This window comes from Halobaculum roseum, assembly GCF_019880245.1.
GTDB lineage: Archaea > Halobacteriota > Halobacteria > Halobacteriales > Haloferacaceae > Halobaculum > Halobaculum roseum.
Map to the genome: position 1 here is coordinate 2,541,341 of NZ_CP082286.1, position 17,532 is coordinate 2,558,872.

The window sequence follows — 17,532 nt, forward strand, 5'->3', positions numbered from 1 at the left end:
CGGCAGCGACGGATCGGCGGCGGCACCCTCCGGGAGGGTGCCTCGCCTCAGGGCGTGATGACCGCCCGCCCCTCGATCTCGCCGTGTTCGAGCCGCTCGGCGACGGTGTTGATCTCCGACAGCGGGTAGCGACTCGTGTGCAGGTCGACCTCGCCGCGGTCGACGAGCGCGACCAGCTCCTGCAGCTCGGTGTAGCGGCCGACGAGCGTCCCCTTGTAGCTGAACTCGCCGTCCACGAGCGACTGGGCCGGCTCGTGGATGTGGCCGCCGTAACCGATCACGTGGTGGTCGCCGCCGGCGGCGACGATGTCGGGCGCCAGCGCGGTCGTCTGGTCCGCGCCGACGAAATCGAGCACCTGCTGGGCGCCCACGTCGTCGGTGAGGTCGGCGATCACGCCCGGCACGTCCTCGCTCGCGGGGTCGACGGTGTGGCGTGCGCCCAGCCCGGCGGCCAGGTCGCGCGCGGACTCCTTCAGGTCGAGCGCGACGATGTCGGCCGCGCTCATCGCGTCGAGGCACTGGAGCCCGATGTGGCCGAGGCCGCCGACGCCGATGACGACCGCGGTGTCGCCGGGGTTCAGTTCCCGGACCGCCTTCTTGGTCGCGTGGTACGCCGTGATCCCGGCGTCGGCGTGGGGCGCGATGTCGGTGGTGTCCACGTCGCCGGGGAGCGGGATCACCGCGCGTTCGTTCGTGTGGAGGAACTCCGCGAACCCGCCGTCGTGTGTCAGCCCCGGGAAGCGGACGTTCTCGCAGTACATGTCCTCGCCCTGCCGGCACGGCCGGCAGGTCCCGCAGGTCATCACCGGGTGACAGATCACGCTGTCGCCGACCTCGACCGTGTTCACCTCCGAGCCGACCTCGACGACGGTCCCCGCGTTCTCGTGGCCAAGCGTGAGCGGAAGCTCCTGCGGGACGTACTCCTGCCACATCCCCTCGATGATGTGGTTGTCAGTCTGGCACCACCCCGCGCCCTCGACCTCGACGACCACGTCGTCGGACGCCTCGGCGGTCGGTCGATCCACCTCGTCGATGCTGAGGGCGGTCGCCATGTCGTCGGTGTACTCGTGGAGTCTGGCTGCTTGCATCCTGTTAGCACCTATCAGGGGTTCGAAAGCTGAGACCAAAAAGCCTCGCGGTCGTGTGACCCGCGTCAGCGTCGTTTCCCGGGCGTCGCGATCCCGGCCGACGAGGTCGGAGCGTCGGCGACGGGCGTCCGCCCCGATAACTGTGCGAAACAATCATGATGTATGGAAACAAGTCCCACACGGACCATGTACGTCACCGACGACGGGGAGGAGCTGTTCGTGATCGACTCGCACCTGCACCTGTGGGACGCAAGCGAGGAGAACATCACCCACGAGGGAGGCGAGCAGTTCATCCAGTGTTTCTACGACTACCACACCGGGTTCACGCCGGAGGAGAAGCAGTGGGACCTCGACGAGTACCGGCAGTACGGCGCCGACCGGATGGCCGAGGACCTGTTCGGCAACGCCGCCGTCGACATGGGGATCTTCCAGCCGACGTACCTGAACGACTTCTACGCCGACGGGTTCAACACGATCGACGACAACGCCGAGCTCGCCGAGCGATACCCCGAGCGGTTCGTGCTCAACGGACGGTTCGACCCCCGCGACGGCGAGGCGGGCATGCGGGAGCTGGAGCGCCAGAAGGAGGAGTACGACATCCAGGGCGTGAAGCTGTACACCGCCGAGTGGAACGGCGACTCGAAAGGGTGGCGCCTCGACAGCGAGGAGTCGTTCGAGTTCCTGGAGAAGTGTTCGGAGCTGGGCATCGAGAACATTCACCCGCACAAGGGGCCGACGATCCGCCCGCTCAACCGCGACGCCTTCGACGTGGCCGACGTGGACGACGCGGCGACCTCGTTCCCGGAGCTGAACTTCGTGGTCGAGCACGTCGGGCTCCCCAGGCTCGACGACTTCTGCTGGATCGCCGCCCAGGAGCCGAACGTCTACGGCGGGCTCGCGGTCGCCGCGCCGCTGGCGGTCCACCGGCCGCGGAAGTTCGGCGAGATCATGGGCGAACTCCTCTTCTGGCTCGGGGAGGATCGGTTGCTGTTCGGCTCCGACTACGCGCTGTGGAACCCCGACTGGCTCGTCGAGACGTTCATGAACGCCGAGCTCACTGACGAGCAGCGTGACGAGTACGGCGTCGAGCTCGATGTCGACACCAAACGGAAGATCCTCGGCGAGAACGCGGCCGAGCTGTACGACATCGACATCGAGGCGAAGAAAGAACAGTTCCGCACCGACGGCGTGGCGGACGACTTCGGGCTCGCGGACCACTACGCGGGCGGAACGAGCGCCGCGCCCGCGGACGACTGATGCCGTCGGAGCACTCGGCGTCCGATCACTCGTCGTCGACGAACACGGAGCCGGCCGGCGCGACGACGCCCGCCGCGGTCCGGGAGCGCCTCGACCGCGTCACCGACCCGGAGCTGGACACCTCCATCGTCGAGCTGGACTACGTCGAGGAGATCCAAATCCACCCCGCCGGCGACGAGGGGAACGCCGACCGCACGGGGGACGCCGACGGCGACGAGGTGTTCGTCGCGTTCACGCTCCCGACCGCGTGGTGTTCGCCAGCGTTCGCCTGGATGATGGCCGGCGACGCCCGCAGGGAGGTCGAATCGCTTCCCGGCGTCGCTCGCGCGGCGATCGAACTCCGAGACCACATGCACGAGCGGGAGATCAACCGCGGCATCAACGAGGGGCTTCCCTTCGAGGACGCGTTCCCCGACGCCGACGGCGGCGTCGAGTCCGTCCGGCTGGAGCTGGACCGCAAGGCACGCACCGCCCGTCAACACGACGCCACGGGCGCGCTGCTGGAGGCGGGACTGACCCGCGAGCAGCTCGCCGGGGTGACCCGTTCGGATCTCGACTTCGAGGGCGCGCCCGAGGGGAGGGTCCGCGTGTGGGTCCGCGAGGGCGCGGTCGCGGTCGAGACGGACGCCGACCCCGTCGAGCGATACCTGCGGAAGGCCGAGGCGACCGGCGTGCTCGACGACGAACACCCCGAGCTGTTCCGGACGCCCGAGGAGGAGCCCTTCGACGGCGACGAGGTGGAGCTCGTGCGCCAGCGGACCCGGCTCGCCGGGGTCAACATGGGGGGACAGGGGACCGTCTGCGACGCGCTCAACGACGCCCGCCACGCCGAGGACCGACCGCCGCTGTCGACGCGTGAGGGCGCGCCGGTCACCCCGGGCGAGGACGACCGGGCGGACGCCGACTGATCAGAAGCCGAGCAGTCCCTTCGGCCCCGGCGGCGGGCCGCGCGATCCCCCGTCGCGGTCGTCGCCCGCGCCGTCACGGTCGGCGTCGCCCCCGTCCTCCGGTTCGCCGTGGCCCTCCTTGGCCAGCCCGTAGCGCCCGCGCTCGCTGAACTCGGCCGGGCTCCACCCGCACTCGGGGCAGTCGCCGTCGCTGTGGTCGAAGTCCACGCCGCACCCGAGGCACTCGTTGATCGCGGCCATCGGTAGCTCGTCACACGCCTCGACGCAAAAGCGTTGCTCGCACGGCACGCTCACCGACGATCACAACAGTCGCCGGAACTCGCGGAGCGGCGGGAACGTCATCGCCTCGCCGTCCTCGCGGGCGACAACGGGGCACAGCGCGCCGGCGTCGGTGACGAACGGCGACTGGAACTCCCGGGCGGTCATGCCGTTCACCGCGACGCCGGCGGCCAGGCGTGTGAACGCCGGGAGCATGAGCACGTCCGCGTCGCGGAACCCGCGCTCGGCGTAGAGCCAGCAGGGGTGGCGCTTCCCCTCGATCTCGATGGTCGGGTGGTCGTGGCCGACGACGTACAGCCCCGCGGACTCGTCCTCGGGCGGCGCCTCGTGCCCGTGGCGGACGACCACGGGAGCACCGCGAACGCTCGCGTCGAGTTCGTACGCGTCGTGGACGGGGGCGTCCCAGCCGTTCGAGGCCGTCGCGTCGCCGACGGCCGTCCCGCCGAGAGCCCCGTCGTGGTTGCCGCGGACGAACACGGGTCGCGCGCCTGCGTCGCGGCAGGCGTCGACGAGCCCGGCGAGCGACCGTTCGGCCGCGACCGAGACGCGATCGAAGCGGTGGAGCGCGTCGCCGGCGACCACGACCTCGCTCGGCTCGAACCGGTCGAGCAGCGATCGGAGCCGCCCCGACAGGTCCGACGCCTCCCCCAGCGGATACGACACGTCGGAGGCCTCCGCGCGGCCGACGTGGAGGTCGGCGACGACGAGCGCGTCCGCCGCCGGGAGGTACGCGCCGCGGTCGTGGAAGGCGGCGTTCAACACGGGACACCGTCGGGCGCGCTCGGGGGTAGCGTTGACGGCTTCGGGTCACGGCAGCGGCTCAGTCCTCGCGCTCCCGTCCGGCGCCGGGTCGGTCGTCGCCGCCGTCGCCGGCGAGCGAGTCGCGCGTCACCGCGTCGGTGTCGACCCGGCGGACGACGAAGTACGCCGCGACGAGCACGCCCAACAGCAGCGCGAACGCGACGGCGGCGACGAACGCGTCATTGATGTTGGCGTACTCGCCGGGACGAAACGAGATCACCTTCCGCGTGATCGCGATCAGCGCGGCGCTGATGACGATCCGAACGACAGGCTCGTCGCGCGAGAACGCCACCACGGTCTGGTGGATCTCGACGATGATCAGCAACACGAGCACGGTGTCGATGATGTCGATCACCTGGTTCGGGTCCGTGAACTCGCCGCTGGCGAGCAGCTCGACGAGCACGAGGATGAGATCGAGAAACCCGATGGCGAACAGCGCCAGCAGGAAGTACGCCGTACCGACCTCGAGCAGCTTCATCCCGCGCTCGGACGGTTCGACGGCGTCTTCGATCCGCACACGGGCCCATCGAACGCCCCGCGAGTAAACGCTACGGCTCCCCGAAGCGACACGCGCTTGCCTCTCGGGCCGGTTGCATCGAGCATGGACGAGCACGACGAGGAATCGGCCCCCGTCGACCCGTGGGCCGGCGACGGCGACGACGACTGGGTCGAAACCGCGGACGACGCGGAGACCGACACCGACGGAACCGCAGCCGACGCGGGCTCTTCGGACGCCGCGGGCGCGCAGGACGTCGCCGACGGTTCGACCGGCGCCGGCTCGGACCCCGCCGCCTCGACTGACGCCGACGGCCTCGGCCCCCGATGCTACCGCGTGCTCGACCGGGCCGACGGGTCGCTGGTGTTCGTCGACCTCGACACCCCCGAACCCGGACCGGGACCGGAACCCGACGAGGGGTTCGAGCCGGTCCGCGTCGCGGCCGACGGCGACGCCGCCGACGGCTACGACGAGTCCGTCGCCGACGCGGTCGCGGAGCTGGAACCCGGGTACGTCGTCACCGCGACGCTGCGGTGGCCCGACTCGACGGCCGGTGGCGACGGGGCCGCCGACGGCGACAGCCCCCTCGCGCGCGTCGAGTCGCTGACCGTCGAGCGCGAGAGCCGCTACCGCTTCATCGACGACGCGGAGCCGATGTTCGAGGCCGCCCGCGACGCGTGGCGCGACGCCAGCGCCGCCGGCGACGGGATGGGCTCGCGGGTCACGCGCGACACCGACGGCGAGCCCAACGGCGCGCTGTACGTGTTCGGCGAGGCCGGCGCCCGCGACCTGTTCGGGGAGTTCCGCTCGGGGACGACGCCGCTGGAACCGCTGGTCGAGCGCGTGAACGACGACCTGGACGACGACGACCCACGCGAGGTGTTCGTCCTCCGCCCGCCGGACGGCGCGTTCGTCGCCGTCTACATCGCCTTCGAGAGAGACGGCCTGCTCGCGCGGACCGTCCGCGACACGTACCTGTGAGCGTCGCCGGCTGCGTCGAAGCAGGGGTGGCCTGACGCTCCTCGCACTGCGCCGCTACAACTGGGCCCAGAGGGATTCGAACCACCGTCGGACGTGCTCGGCTCACTGCGTTCGCCTGCGCGCGACCTCCCTGGCTCGAATCCCTCCCATGCCACAGACGCGGCACGGACTCGTCGCTTCGCTCACGGCTCGTTGCACTCGCCGTTCGCATCGCGGCCTCGCGGCCGCACGCTCCTCGTCGTTGTGCCGCTACAACTGGGCCCAGAGGGATTCGAACCCTCGACCGCCCGGTGTCCCATCCGACGGCCGAAACCGGTCGGAGTATGAGCCGGGTGCTATACCAGACTAAGCTATGGGCCCTCGTCGCCGTCGTTGTCGGGCCGCAGTCAAGTAGTTTCCCTTCCGGCGAGCGCGTGCGCGTGTCGGCTTACCTCCGGCTCACGGGTCGGAACGAAATCGAGGAAGCGCCGAAGCCAGGACTCGAACCTGGGACCACCTCGTTTCTGCGGGAAACAGGGGACCTGAATCCCGTAACAGCGAGGCGCTCTACCAGCTGAGCTACTTCGGCTCGCACCTGCATGTACTGGAGTGAATTTGAAAGTGCTTTCGTTTCGCCCCGACGCGAGCGGGTGATTCGCACACCGATTCGGTCCCCGGGTTCAACGGACTGTGTGTCCCTCGTCGCGCGACCGACACGCTCGTTACCCGTCCGGCGGAACCCCGTCGTATGACCGACCCGGACGCCGAGGCCGACGGCGACGAGGACGCCGACGATCCCGGCGACGAACCCGCCGCCGGCGACGACCTCGACGCGGTGCTTGCGGCGGTGTGCGAGCGGGTCACGCCCGACGCCGACGAGCGCGCGCGGATGGAGGCGGCCGCCGCCGACCTTGCCAAGCGCGCCCGCGACGCCGTCGCGGATCTCCCGTCGCCCGCCGACGAGGCCGACGTGCTCACCGTCGGGTCGACCGCCCGCGGCACGTGGCTCGCGGGCGACCGCGACATCGACCTGTTCGTCCGGTTCCCGACGGCCCTCTCCCGGGAGGACCTGGAGCGGCTCGGCCTGCGCGTCGGCCACGCGGTGCTCCCCGACGGCGAGGAGGAGTACGCCGAACACCCGTACGTCGTCGGCGCCGTCGACGGCTTCGACGTGGACCTGGTCCCCTGCTACGACGTCGACGCCGCCACCGAGATCCGAACGTCCGTCGACCGAACGCCGTTCCACAACGAGTACCTTCTCGACCGGCTGACCGACGACCTCGCGGACGACGTTCGCGTCCTCAAGGCGTTCCTGAAGGGCGTCGGCGTCTACGGCAGCGACCTCCGGACCCGGGGATTCTCGGGGTATCTCACCGAGCTGCTCGTTCTCGAACACGGCGGCGCCCGCGGGACGCTGGAGGCGGTCGCCGACTGGCACCCGCCGGTCCGGTTCGACCCGGAGGACCACGGCACCGCCGAGTTCGACGACCCGCTCGTCGTCGTCGACCCGACCGACCCCGAGCGCAACGTCGCGGCCGTGCTCTCGGGCGACAACCTCGCGCGTCTCCAGCACCACGCGCGCGACCTGCTCGCGGACCCGCGGACGGACCCGTTCTTCCCCGAGCCGGCCGAGCCGATCTCGCCCGAGGAGGTCCGCGAGCACGTCCGCCGCCGCGGCACCGCCCCCCTGGCGGTCGCGTTCGACGCGCCCGACATCGTCGACGACCAGCTGTACCCCCAGCTCCGCCGGTCGCTGGCCGGTATCGAGCGGGAACTCGACGGGCTGGGGTTCGACGTGCTCCGGACCGCGACGTTCGCGGCCGAGCGCGACGAGGGGGACGAGGGGGAACGCGACCGGCGTGCGGTGCTGCTCGTCGAACTCGCCGATCGCGAACTCCCCGCCGTCGAACGTCACGAGGGGCCGCCGGTCCACGTCCGCGAGCACGCGGCCGGCTTCTACGGGAAGTACGCCGACGACCCCGACGCGTACGGCCCGTTCGTCGCCGACGGCCGCTACGTCGTCGAACGCGAGCGCGACCCCGCCGAGCGCGACGCGGTCGCGGTCCTCGAATCCGAGCGGATCTTTGAGGCCGCCCTCGGCGCGCGCGTGGAGTCGGCGCTGGAGCGCGGGTACGACGTCCTCGCCGGCGAGGCGGTCGCGACCCTGGCCGACGAGTTCGGCGCGGACCTGCGCGAGTACTTCGAGCCGTCGGTGTAGGACCCCCGACCGCCGGGTCTGTCCATCGCGGTGTGCCCGCGTCGATCACCGGTCCTCAGTCCAGGTCGAACCGCTCGCGAAGCTCCGCGACTATCGGGACGCTCTTCTCCTCGGGGTCTTTGTCCGGGTCGATCGGCGGGCGGCCGTCGAACGTCTCGTGGACCATCGCGACGCCCTCCGACAGCGTGTCGAGCCCGTACCCGCCCTCAAGCACGAACCCGAGGCCGGCGTCGATCTCCTCGGCGATGGTGCGCACGCGGTCGGCCATCAGCGCGTACCCCTCCGAGGAGACCCGCATCCGCGAGATCGGGTCGTGGCGGTGGGCGTCGAAGCCGGCGGAGACGATCAGGAGGTCGGGATCGAACCGATCGAGCACGGGGTCGAGCAGGTCGTCGATCGCGAGCAGGAAGTCGGCGTCGCCGGCGCCGGCGGGCAGCGGGACGTTCAGGGTCGTCCCCTCGCCGGCGCCCTCGCCGACCTCGGTCTCGTCGCCGGTGCCGGGGTAGAGGCCGTCCTCGTGGATCGACGCGTACAGCACGTCGCCGCGGTCGTAGAAGATGTCCTGCGTCCCGTTGCCGTGGTGCACGTCCCAGTCGAAGATCGCGACGCGGTCGGCGCCGGCGTCGTCGAGCGCGGACTGGGCGGCGACGGCGGCGTTGTTGACGAAACAGAAGCCCATGGCGTCGTCGTAGACGGCGTGGTGGCCCGGCGGCCGGCCGAGCGCGAACGGGGTGTCGCGACCGGGGGCGCCGGCGTCCGCGAGCGCCTCCTCGGCGGCCCACTGGGCCTGGCCGGCTGCCGCGCGGGCGGCGTCCCAGGTGCCGCCGGAGGCGACGGTGTCGGGATCCCAGTTGCCGCCGCCCGATTCGCAGAAGTCGACGACCTCGTCCACGTAGCCGGACTCGTGGACCGCGTCGATGGCGGCGCGCGAGGCGGGGTCGGCCTCGACGTACTCGACGCCGTGTTTTCGCTTGAGCCCCTCCCTGATCGCGCGGAGACGGTCCGGATTTTCGGGGTGTCGGTCGCCGGTGTCGTGGTCGAGACACGCCTCGCTGTAGCCGAACCGCATCGCTACCCCTCGAACAGCGCGAAGTACGTCTCGATGTCGTCGGCCTGGACGGTTCTGCGGTCGGCGTGGCGCGCGAGGAGGGCGGCCGCCCGGGCGACGTTGTCGGCGTAGTCCTCGAGGATGTCCGCGAGCGCGATGCGGGCGTCCATCGAGACGCGGTAGGAGTCGTCGATGTCGAGGCGCGCGATCCGGTCGACGGGCGCGATGGGCAGCGTCAGCGTCGAGCGCTCGACCACCTGCTCGACGCCGAAGTCGGCCGGCATCAGCGTCTTTCTCCCGTCCTCGGCTGCCTGCTCGGCCGCGTCGACCGCCAGCGACGCCCCGTGCCGTTGCACGCGTCCGGCCAACTCCTCGGCCGCGCCGGCGCTGACCCGGAGGTCACCCGCGTTCCGTCGGATGACGTCGTCGACGGGTGCGAACGGCAACTCGACAGTCATACACATACGCCGGTGTGTGGCGTGTATAACGCTTTCCGTTGGCGTGGTTACCGCCCCCACGCGGCCCGCGGATCCGGCGCGGCGATCCGCAAGTTCCCGTCAGAACACGTCGTCGGCGTCGATGGTCCCGTCGCGCTCGACGCCGCGGACGGTTACCTCCTCGCCGAGGCGGAGGTTCGCCGAGGTCTCGACCGACCGCGTCTCCGTGCCGTCGTCGAGGACGACCGGGTCGCCCGCCTGCACGACCGTCCCGGTGAACTCCACGACGCCGCCGTCGTCGCTCGCGTCCGCGCCGGTCGCCTCGTCGCCGTCGGCCTCGGCCGTCGCCGCGGCGGTCGACTCGGACGAACTGTCGGCGGACGAACCGGTCGACTCGAAGGAATCGAGGCCGCCCTGACCCGCGTCGCGGCCGCTCGCCCCGGCCGCGTCGTCGGCGGTTCCGCCGGCGGCGTCCTCCAGCACGGTCACCGAGGAGCGCCAGCCGGCGGAGGCTTCGAGGTCGTCCTGCCAGCCGTCCTGGACCTCCACGTCGGTGAAGACGACGCGGTCCGCGAGGTCGATGTCGCGGTCGGCCTTGTCGCCCCACAGGGCCACCCGGATCTCGCCGGTGTCGTCCTTGATGCGGACGTTCCTGACCTGTCCCTGCGAGCCGTCGTCGCGGTCGAACGTACGCTTCTCGCTCGTCTCGATGACGCCGCCGGCGATGTCGACCACGTCCTCCAGCTCCAGGTCGTCGATGTCGGTCGTCTCGGGGACGTACTCCACGTCCTCGTCGACCTCCTCGATGGCGCCCCGGGAGCCGACGTGGAGCTCGAGGTCGCCGTCGCGCTCGCGGACGTAGCCGTCGACGACCTCGACCGTCGTGCCGGCCGCCAGTTCCTCGACGCGGTCGGCCATCTCGTCCCACATGGTGACGCGCACGCGACCGGTCTCGTCGCCGACGGTCATGTTCGACACCTTCCCCTCGGTGCCGTCGTCGCGGTCGAACGTCCGGACGGTGTCGGTGTCGAGGATCACGCCCAGCAGGTCCACGTCGGAGGCGCCCATCGTGAGGTCCTCGACGCGGTACTGTTCGACCGCCTCCACGTCGACCTCGGCGTCCGGGTCGGGTTCGACCTTGTCGACGGCGACCTCCAGCCCGCTGTACCCCTCCTTCGGGCGACCCATGATCCGGAGCACGTCGCCCGCCTGGAGGTTCTCCTTCGCGTCGACGGCGACCTGGTCCCACAGCGAGATGGTGATCCGGCCGGACTCGTCGGCGACCTCGACGTTGAGGACGTGGCCGTCCTCGTCCTCGCCGTCGCGCTCGAAGGTGCGCACCTCGCCGACGGTCATCACCTTCGCGAGGAACTTCACGTCGTCCATCCCCGGCTCGATGTCGGCGACGCTGTTGACCTCCTCGTCGCGCAGCTCGTGGGCGATGAGCATCGCCGCGGTCTCCTCGTCGGCCAGCCCGCCCATGTCCTCGACCTTCTGCTCGACGGCGGCCTCGAACTCCTCGAAGGGGACGTCGGCGTCCAGGTCGTCGTAGACGTCCTCGATAGCGCCCATAGTCGTACCGGGACCCAGGCAACTCCCGCGCATAAGGGTTCTCGTTCGTCCGGATCCCTCGCTCGCGCTGCCGGTCCCGGCGTCGTCGGTGCCCCCCGCGCTCGGCGACTCGTCGGTCATACGCGGGCTGTGTCGGGATCGTATTTGAGGCTACGCGCTCACCGCGTCACGTCGGTCACGGTTCGGACCTCGTCCATCGACTCGTGTTCGACGACGACGCTCGTCGGGAGGCCGCCCTCGAAGGTGACGGACGCCTCGTACTCGCGGTAGACGATCTGCTGGGTGCAGACGTCCCCGCCCTCCCGGACCGTCTCCACGCGGACGCGGAGTTCGTCGGCGTCGGCATCGTACTCGACCGACTTCAGCGACGCCTGCATGCAGCCGTTCTTGCCCGAGATGACGCCCGATACCGTCACCGCGTCGCCGCCGAACGCGACGCTTGCGGACTCACCGGGCTCGCTCGCGTCGCCGGTGCGAGCGAACGACCGGTCGACGACCGACGGCGATCCCGTCCCCGTGTCGGTCGGCGGCCCCGTCCCGGCTGGCGTCTTCGTGGGCGTCTCCGACGGTTCGGTCGTCGGTTCGTCGCCGCCGCCCGATCCACCGCCGCCGGTACAGCCCGCCAGCGCGGTCGACCCGGCACCGGCCACGAGCGTGAGGACGGTGCGTCTGTCCATGTTTCACCGGTCCTCGGCTGAACGCAAAAGTTCGACGTAGACACAAGCGGGCCTTTGTGCCACGGCGGTCGGTCGCACGGGTCGGTCGGATCGGAATCCCTTTACGTGGCCCCGGCGTCGGTTGAGTTGAGTCCGGGTAGGGTAGTGGACTATCCTCTTGGCTTGCGGAGCCAGGGACCGGAGTTCAAATCTCCGTCCGGACGTTTTCGGCGACACAACGCGACGAGCGAAGCGAGGAGCAGTGTCGCCATTGGAGTCTATACACGGAGATTTGAATCGAACAGTCGCAGCCCGCGAGCGAAGCGAGCGGGACCGTCTGTTCAGAGTTCAAATCTCCGTCCGGACGTTCCTTCACTCACTTCGTTCGTTCAGTCACGTCCGACGTGCCCACGCTCACTTCGTTCGCGTGGACTCCGTCCGGACGTTCTTACCGCGCCGCCACACTGCGAGCGACTTCTGTCGCTCGCACGACGCGGCGCGGTTATCGCTCTGCATACGGAAATTTGAGCAGCGAACGAGCGAGCGTCAGCGAGCGAAGTGAGTGAGTTCAAATCTCCGTCCGGACGTTTTCGAGGCGCAACGACGACGAGCGAAGCGAGTCGTCCGCGCCGAATTTCAGTCTATACACGGAGATTTGAATCGAACAGTCGCAGCCCGCGAGCGAAGCGAGCGGGACCGTCTGTTCAGAGTTCAAATCTCCGTCCGGACGTTCCTTCACTCACTTCGTTCGTTCAGTCACGTCCGGCCGTGTTCACACTCGCTCGTTCACGGGTCGCTTCGCTCCCCGTTCACGGTCGCGGTCTCACTTCGTTCGACCGCGCACCGCTCGCGTGAACTCCGTCCGGACGTTCTTACCGCGCCGCCACACCGCGAGCGACTTCCGTCGCTCGCACGACGCGGCGCGGTTGTCGCTCTGCATACGGACAATTGCACAGCGAGCGACCGCCACGGACAGACTGAAACGCGCGCCCGTCCGAGTTCCGCTGTGACCACCAGCGACGCCCCGGCACCGGACGACTCGGCCCGCGTCGCGGCGCTGCGTGCCGGCCTCGCGCTGTACGCGGCCGGCGAGTACCACGCCGCCCACGACCCGTGGGAGGCGGTGTGGCTCGACATCAGGAGCGCCGTCGCCGCCGCGGGAGACGGCGCCGGCGACCCGGACGCGTCCGCCGACATCGACACCGCCGACGACGCGGCGGCCGACACCCTCGTTCGCGACGAGGCGCTGTTTCACGGGCTGATCCAGTTCACCGCCGCCCAGTACCACGCCCGCGAGCGCAACTGGTCGGGCGCGGTCGGCCTCGCCGAGAGCGGACGCGGGTACCTCGCCGACGTGCCGGACAACTACCGCGGCGTCGACGTGGCGGCCGCGCGCGACGCGCTCGCCCGACTGCGGGCCGACCCGGAACGCGTCGAGCGCGAGCCGGCGCCGCCGCTGACCCACGAGGGCGAGCGCGTCGCCGCCGAATCGCTGTCGCTGGAGGCGGTCGCGCTGGCGGCCGAGGCGCTGGCGGAGGAGCACGGGCTCGACGCCGACGCGGTCGCGGACGCGGCGCGGTTCGCCAGCGAGGAGGAAGCGGCCGGCCGTTCGCGCTTCGCGGCGCTGCTGTTCGACTTCGTCCGCGCCGGCGACGCGGGATCGCGGGGGATCGTGTACGACCGGCTCACGGGGTTGGTCGAACAGGAGCGGCGCAAGGAGGAGGACGTGGAGGGGCTGTTCTGAGCGTCGTCGCGTCGGGGACGGCGGCGCGGATCGAGGGCGACTACGCCGAGTCCGGCTCGACTTCCTCCCGCGGCTCCCCGCCGAAGGTGTACTCCGCGGAGTTGTCCTGCGGGTCGTAGCCGAGCACCTCACGGGCGCGCTCGATGGAGTAGTACTTGCGGTCGTTGTCGGAGATGCCGTAGACGATCTCGTAGCCGTAGTCGGCCGCGAGACAGCGGTCGAACAGGTGCGCGCAGTCGCGGTGGGAGAGCCACATCGCCTGCCCGCGCTCGTACTCCTTCGGCGGGTGGCCCTTCGTGAGGTTGCCGATGCGGACGCACGCGACCGTCAGGTCGTGCGTGTCGTGGTAGTAGCGTCCGAGCGTCTCGCCGGCGGCCTTCGAGACGCCGTAGAGGTTCGAGGGTCGGGGAAGCTCCGAGCCGTCCAGGCGGAACTCGTCGTCCTTGCGGTACATGTGGGGGGTCCGGTCGTCGGTCTCGTAGGCGCCGACGGCGTGGTTCGAGGAGGCGAAGACGAACCGGTCGACGCCGGCGTCGACGGCGGCCTCGAACATCGTCTGCGTGCCGTCGATGTTGTTCGCGAGGACGGAGTCCCACGGGGCGTTCGGCCGCGGGTCGCCAGCGAGGTGGACGACCGCGCCGACGCCCTCGACGGCCTCGCGGACGCCGGCGTCGTCGGTCACGTCCGCGACGAACACGTCGTCGTCCGTGACGCCGTCGGGCAGCGCGTCGGCGGCGACGGGCTCGCGGTCGAGGAGTCGCCAGTCGTACGCCTCGCCGATGCCGGCGAGGATAGCGCGGCCGACGCGGCCGCCCGCCCCGGTGAGCAGTACCGGTTCGTCCATTCGGTGAGATATCCGACGAGCGCGGGTAAGTAAGGTGCGGTTCGACCGGCGTTCTCATCCCGGCTGACACGTCGCTCGGACGGACGACCCGCGGTTCGGACGCAGTCACTCGGTACGCCTTTGCCCGAGCCCCGTCCACCGTCTGCCATGGCTACCGACGCCCAGCAGGCGTGTTTCGAGGCCGGCATCAAGTTCGGCTCGCTGTACCATCAGTTCGCGGGAACGCCCGTTTCTCCCCGGAGCACACGCTCGCTGGAGACGGCGATCGCCGAGTCGATCGAGAACCAGCCGTACTGCGAGTCCGTGACCGTCGCCATCGACGACGACGCCGTCGCGGCGGACATCGACCACGAGAACGGCTACACCGAGCTGTCCGGGCACCTGATGGAGGTCGAGATGCGCGTCGCGTACGAGGGCGTCACCGTCCGCACGCGCATGGAGATGGAGGACGGCTACCCGCTGATGAAGCTCGTCGAGGTCGTCGAACCGGACGACTGACGGCCGGATTCGACCGGCTCGGTCCGCGCCGCCGCCGATTTCACTTTCACTTTCGGGCGACCGCTTAAGAAGGTCCCCGGCGAATCCGGAGGTATGCCGCAGTCTACCTTCGACGACGACGACCTGTTCGGGGAGGCGGCCGACGAGATGCGCGAGGACGTGGAGACGCACCTCCGGGCCGCGAAGGCGACGCTGCCGGACGCCGACGCCGTCTGGGAGACGGACGCCGACAACGTGCTCGGCGCGCTCAACGGGCTCCGGTCGGCGCTGGACACCGGCGACGCCGTCGAGGAGCTCCGGCAGGCGAAAAAGCAGTACGTGCTGGGCGAGCGCGCCGGCGCGTTCGAGGACGACGAGGAACTGGCCGCGGAGATCGACGAGCTCCAGGAACTGGTCGAGACCCTCGAGGAGGCACACGAGCAGGTCGGCGAGCTGACGAGCGTCGTCCCGCAGATCAAAGGCGACCTGGAGGACGCCCACGCCGAGGGCGTCGACCCGGACGCGGACGCCGACGACGCGGAGGAGGCCGAGGCGTAACCGTCGACCTCGGCTGGCCGTTCCCGACGATCTCAGCCGGCCCTCCCCGCCGTTCTCAGCGTTCTCGGTCGACGACCGCGCGGGCGACGTCACACAGCGCGTCGCTCGCGCGCTCCAGCAGTTCCGCCCCGAGTTCGGCCGTCCCCTCCGTCGGGTCGCCGACGACGCCGTTCCCGGTGAACTCGTCGCTGTCGTGCGCGAGGTTCACCCCGCGAACCCACTCCCCCCAGCGGTCGCTCCCCCCGTCGCGCGCCTCCTCGACCCGGTCCTCGCGAACGAGATCGGGTGCGACGTGGCGCACCATTGCCGTCTCCAGCGGCCCGCCGTGGCCCATCCTGCTCGCGTGCTCGCCGACGGCCTCGAACCACGTGAACGAGACCGCGTAGGCGTCGGTCGTGTCGTCGCGCGAGACGCGGCGGGCGACCTCCGCGAGCGCCTCCACGTTGCCGCCGTGGCCGTTGACGAGGACGACCCGGTCGATCCCGTGGCTCGCGAGGCTCTCCACGGTCTCGCGGACGTACGCGCGGAACGTGTCGGGCGACACCCACAGCGTGCCGTCGAACGCGCGGTGCTCCTCGGCGACGCCGACGTGGACCGGCGGCGCGACGAGCAGGTCGCCGGCGGCGACGGCGTCGTCCGCGTCGCTCGCGCGGTCGTCCGCCCACCGGTCGGCGGCCGCGTCGGCGACGGCCTCCGCGGTCAGCGCGTCGGTCCCCAGCGGCGCGTGCGGGCCGTGCTGTTCGGTGCTCCCGACGGGGAGCAGCGCGGCGGCGAGGTCGGCGTCGCGGACCGCCGTCCACGTCGCCTCCGAGAGCTTCATGACTACCCCTCCGTCCCGGTCCGACTTGTAGCCGGCTATGCCGACGTGCGAGCCGCCGATAGCTCACGTTCCCTCGCCCGGACGGGGTTCCGTGGGGGTTATGACCGGCGCGTCCCAACGCGAGCACAATGGGTATCCTCGAGGACAAGGACAACGCGCGGCTGTTCTACCGGTACTTCTCGCGCGTCTACGACACGATCAACCCCTACATCTGGGACGACCGGATGCGAAACCAGGCGCTGGAGTGGTTCGACGCCGACCGCGACGACCGCGTGCTCGACGTGGGCGCCGGCACCGGGTTCGCCACCGAGGGGCTGCTCAATCACGTGGACGAGGTGTACGCGCTCGACCAGTCGCGCGGCCAGTTCGAGCAGGCGTTCCGGAAGTTCGGCAAACACGGGAAGGTCCACTTCCACATGGGCGACGCCGAGCGCCTCCCGTTCACGGACGACAGCTTCGACAAGCTCTGGTCGTCGGGCTCGATCGAGTACTGGCCCGACCCCGTCGCCGCGCTGCGGGAGTTCCGCCGCGTCGTCAAGCCCGGCGGCACCGTGCTCGTCGTCGGCCCCGACTACCCGAAGCTGCGCGTCTTCCAGAAGCTCGCCGACGCGATCATGCTGTTCTACGACGCCGAGGAAGCCGAGGAGATGTTCAGCGAGGCCGGCTTCGAGGGGACCCGTCACTTCATCCAGCAGCGCCACCGCGGCTCCCCGCGGGCGATAACGTCCGTCGCGACTGTGCCGGAGTCGGACGAGCCGAACGACGACTGAACTACCCGTCGCGCGTTCGCTCACGTCGCCGCCGCGGTCGGCGCGGCCAACCGCTGGGACCCGACGAACACCGTCACCTCGACGGTCGATCCCGGCCGGATCCGCGGTCGATTCGTCCCGGCGGGCGTCAGTGTCGTCGACTCCCCGGCCGACCACGCGTGATCGCTCGCGAGGTTGAACGGCCCCGTCGGCCCGCTCGCGAACCCCCGCGCCGCGAAGAACGGGACCGGCGGCTGGTGGCGCATGCTCGACCCGTTGACGCGGATAACGACGCGCAGTCGGCGCACGTCGAGCGTGTCGCCGCCGCGGTGGGTGAGTGTAATCGTTCCGTCCGCGACCGTGAGCCCGATGACGGCGGCGACCGGCGCCGACCGCGGTTCCGATGTAGACGGGTCCTGTGGGCCCGCGCCGGGCTCCGTCACCCCGGCGGTCGACAGCGTCGCCGCCCCGACCGTCGCCGAGAGCGCGACCGCGGCGAGCACTAACAGGACGACGCCGATCGAAGAAGCGGCGGCTCGCCGGTCACGGTCGCCCGCGGAACCGCGTGCTGTCGATCCCGCCGTGGCGTCTCGATCCATCGACGGCGGAAGGTGGTGCCG

The 17,532-nt window shown here is 70.7% G+C and carries 19 protein-coding genes and 3 tRNA genes; 9 read left to right on the plus strand and 13 right to left on the minus strand.

Going from position 1 to position 17,532, the window contains the following annotated elements; all coding sequences use genetic code 11:
* Window positions 1–47: 47 nt before the first annotated feature.
* Window positions 48–1,088, minus strand: coding sequence for an NAD(P)-dependent alcohol dehydrogenase (locus K6T36_RS12955; protein ID WP_222921644.1), 1,041 nt, complete (start codon window positions 1,086–1,088; stop codon window positions 48–50).
* A 186-nt stretch (window positions 1,089–1,274) separates the two neighbouring features.
* Between K6T36_RS12955 and K6T36_RS12960 the strand changes: the two genes are divergently transcribed.
* Both K6T36_RS12960 and K6T36_RS12965 read left to right on the plus strand, forming a co-directional pair.
* A complete protein-coding gene (locus K6T36_RS12960) occupies window positions 1,275–2,345 on the plus strand; it encodes an amidohydrolase family protein (RefSeq protein WP_222921645.1) in 1,071 nt (356 codons plus the stop codon).
* Window positions 2,345–3,253: a metal-sulfur cluster assembly factor gene (locus K6T36_RS12965; protein WP_222921646.1), complete on the plus strand. Its 909-nt coding sequence runs from the start codon at window positions 2,345–2,347 to the stop codon at window positions 3,251–3,253. The genes K6T36_RS12960 and K6T36_RS12965 overlap by 1 nt, the downstream gene beginning before the upstream one ends.
* On the opposite strand, the gene K6T36_RS12970 is transcribed toward K6T36_RS12965, so the two are convergent.
* From K6T36_RS12970 to K6T36_RS12980, 3 genes are read right to left on the minus strand one after another with little or no spacing between them, the layout of a single operon-like run.
* The gene (locus K6T36_RS12970) at window positions 3,254–3,493 is read right to left on the minus strand and encodes a hypothetical protein (RefSeq protein ID WP_222607016.1); all 240 of its coding nucleotides are present in this window, start codon (window positions 3,491–3,493) and stop codon (window positions 3,254–3,256) included.
* A gap of 60 nt (window positions 3,494–3,553) precedes the next feature.
* The gene (locus tag K6T36_RS12975) at window positions 3,554–4,294 is read right to left on the minus strand and encodes a metallophosphoesterase (RefSeq protein ID WP_222921647.1); all 741 of its coding nucleotides are present in this window, start codon (window positions 4,292–4,294) and stop codon (window positions 3,554–3,556) included.
* 58 nt (window positions 4,295–4,352) lie between these two features.
* Window positions 4,353–4,850: a phosphate-starvation-inducible PsiE family protein gene (locus K6T36_RS12980; RefSeq protein WP_225935126.1), complete on the minus strand. Its 498-nt coding sequence runs from the start codon at window positions 4,848–4,850 to the stop codon at window positions 4,353–4,355.
* Between the two features lie 84 nt (window positions 4,851–4,934).
* Here K6T36_RS12980 and K6T36_RS12985 point away from each other — a divergent pair, with 84 nt between their 5' ends.
* Window positions 4,935–5,810 (plus strand): DUF6663 family protein, encoded by an 876-nt coding sequence (locus K6T36_RS12985; RefSeq protein ID WP_222921648.1) that lies wholly within the window; start codon window positions 4,935–4,937, stop codon window positions 5,808–5,810.
* Window positions 5,811–6,066: 256 nt separating this feature from the next.
* Here K6T36_RS12985 and K6T36_RS12990 read toward each other — a convergent pair.
* Window positions 6,067–6,170, minus strand: a tRNA-Ile gene (locus tag K6T36_RS12990).
* A 105-nt stretch (window positions 6,171–6,275) separates the two neighbouring features.
* A tRNA-Asn gene (locus tag K6T36_RS12995) sits at window positions 6,276–6,378 on the minus strand.
* Window positions 6,379–6,537: 159 nt separating this feature from the next.
* Between K6T36_RS12995 and cca the strand changes: the two genes are divergently transcribed.
* Window positions 6,538–8,007 (plus strand): CCA tRNA nucleotidyltransferase, encoded by a 1,470-nt coding sequence (gene cca / locus K6T36_RS13000; RefSeq protein ID WP_222921649.1) that lies wholly within the window; start codon window positions 6,538–6,540, stop codon window positions 8,005–8,007.
* Between the two features lie 55 nt (window positions 8,008–8,062).
* Here the strand turns inward: cca and K6T36_RS13005 are convergent, their stop codons facing one another.
* The 4 genes from K6T36_RS13005 to K6T36_RS13020 form a co-directional block, all read right to left on the minus strand.
* Window positions 8,063–9,076, minus strand: coding sequence for a histone deacetylase family protein (locus K6T36_RS13005; protein WP_222921650.1), 1,014 nt, complete (start codon window positions 9,074–9,076; stop codon window positions 8,063–8,065).
* Window positions 9,077–9,078: 2 nt separating this feature from the next.
* A complete protein-coding gene (locus tag K6T36_RS13010; RefSeq protein ID WP_222921651.1) occupies window positions 9,079–9,513 on the minus strand; it encodes a histone family protein in 435 nt (144 codons plus the stop codon).
* 99 nt (window positions 9,514–9,612) lie between these two features.
* Entirely contained in the window at window positions 9,613–11,064 is a 1,452-nt protein-coding gene (locus tag K6T36_RS13015; protein WP_222921652.1) for a single-stranded DNA binding protein, read from the minus strand.
* A gap of 158 nt (window positions 11,065–11,222) precedes the next feature.
* Window positions 11,223–11,741, minus strand: a complete 519-nt coding sequence (locus K6T36_RS13020; protein WP_222921653.1) for a hypothetical protein — start codon at window positions 11,739–11,741, stop codon at window positions 11,223–11,225.
* A 130-nt stretch (window positions 11,742–11,871) separates the two neighbouring features.
* Between K6T36_RS13020 and K6T36_RS13025 the strand changes: the two genes are divergently transcribed.
* Both K6T36_RS13025 and K6T36_RS13030 read left to right on the plus strand, forming a co-directional pair.
* Window positions 11,872–11,944: transfer RNA gene (locus K6T36_RS13025), tRNA-Arg, on the plus strand.
* 782 nt (window positions 11,945–12,726) lie between these two features.
* Window positions 12,727–13,464, plus strand: coding sequence for a DUF309 domain-containing protein (locus K6T36_RS13030; protein ID WP_225935127.1), 738 nt, complete (start codon window positions 12,727–12,729; stop codon window positions 13,462–13,464).
* A gap of 40 nt (window positions 13,465–13,504) precedes the next feature.
* Here the strand turns inward: K6T36_RS13030 and azf are convergent, their stop codons facing one another.
* The gene (gene azf, locus K6T36_RS13035; protein WP_222607023.1) at window positions 13,505–14,308 is read right to left on the minus strand and encodes an NAD-dependent glucose-6-phosphate dehydrogenase Azf; all 804 of its coding nucleotides are present in this window, start codon (window positions 14,306–14,308) and stop codon (window positions 13,505–13,507) included.
* A 147-nt stretch (window positions 14,309–14,455) separates the two neighbouring features.
* Between azf and K6T36_RS13040 the strand changes: the two genes are divergently transcribed.
* Complete coding sequence (locus tag K6T36_RS13040) at window positions 14,456–14,806, plus strand: dihydroneopterin aldolase family protein (RefSeq protein ID WP_222607024.1); 351 nt, start codon at window positions 14,456–14,458, stop codon at window positions 14,804–14,806.
* A 93-nt stretch (window positions 14,807–14,899) separates the two neighbouring features.
* Window positions 14,900–15,343: a DUF5790 family protein gene (locus tag K6T36_RS13045; RefSeq protein ID WP_222921654.1), complete on the plus strand. Its 444-nt coding sequence runs from the start codon at window positions 14,900–14,902 to the stop codon at window positions 15,341–15,343.
* Between the two features lie 55 nt (window positions 15,344–15,398).
* On the opposite strand, the gene K6T36_RS13050 is transcribed toward K6T36_RS13045, so the two are convergent.
* Window positions 15,399–16,163 carry a creatininase family protein gene (locus tag K6T36_RS13050; protein WP_222921655.1) on the minus strand — a complete coding sequence of 255 codons (765 nt, stop codon included), beginning with the start codon at window positions 16,161–16,163 and terminating at the stop codon, window positions 15,399–15,401.
* A gap of 128 nt (window positions 16,164–16,291) precedes the next feature.
* Here K6T36_RS13050 and K6T36_RS13055 point away from each other — a divergent pair, with 128 nt between their 5' ends.
* Window positions 16,292–16,933, plus strand: coding sequence for a methyltransferase domain-containing protein (locus K6T36_RS13055; protein ID WP_222921656.1), 642 nt, complete (start codon window positions 16,292–16,294; stop codon window positions 16,931–16,933).
* A 20-nt stretch (window positions 16,934–16,953) separates the two neighbouring features.
* Here K6T36_RS13055 and K6T36_RS13060 read toward each other — a convergent pair whose 3' ends face one another.
* Window positions 16,954–17,511, minus strand: a complete 558-nt coding sequence (locus K6T36_RS13060; protein WP_225935128.1) for a type IV pilin — start codon at window positions 17,509–17,511, stop codon at window positions 16,954–16,956.
* Between the last annotated feature and the right edge of the window lie 21 nt (window positions 17,512–17,532).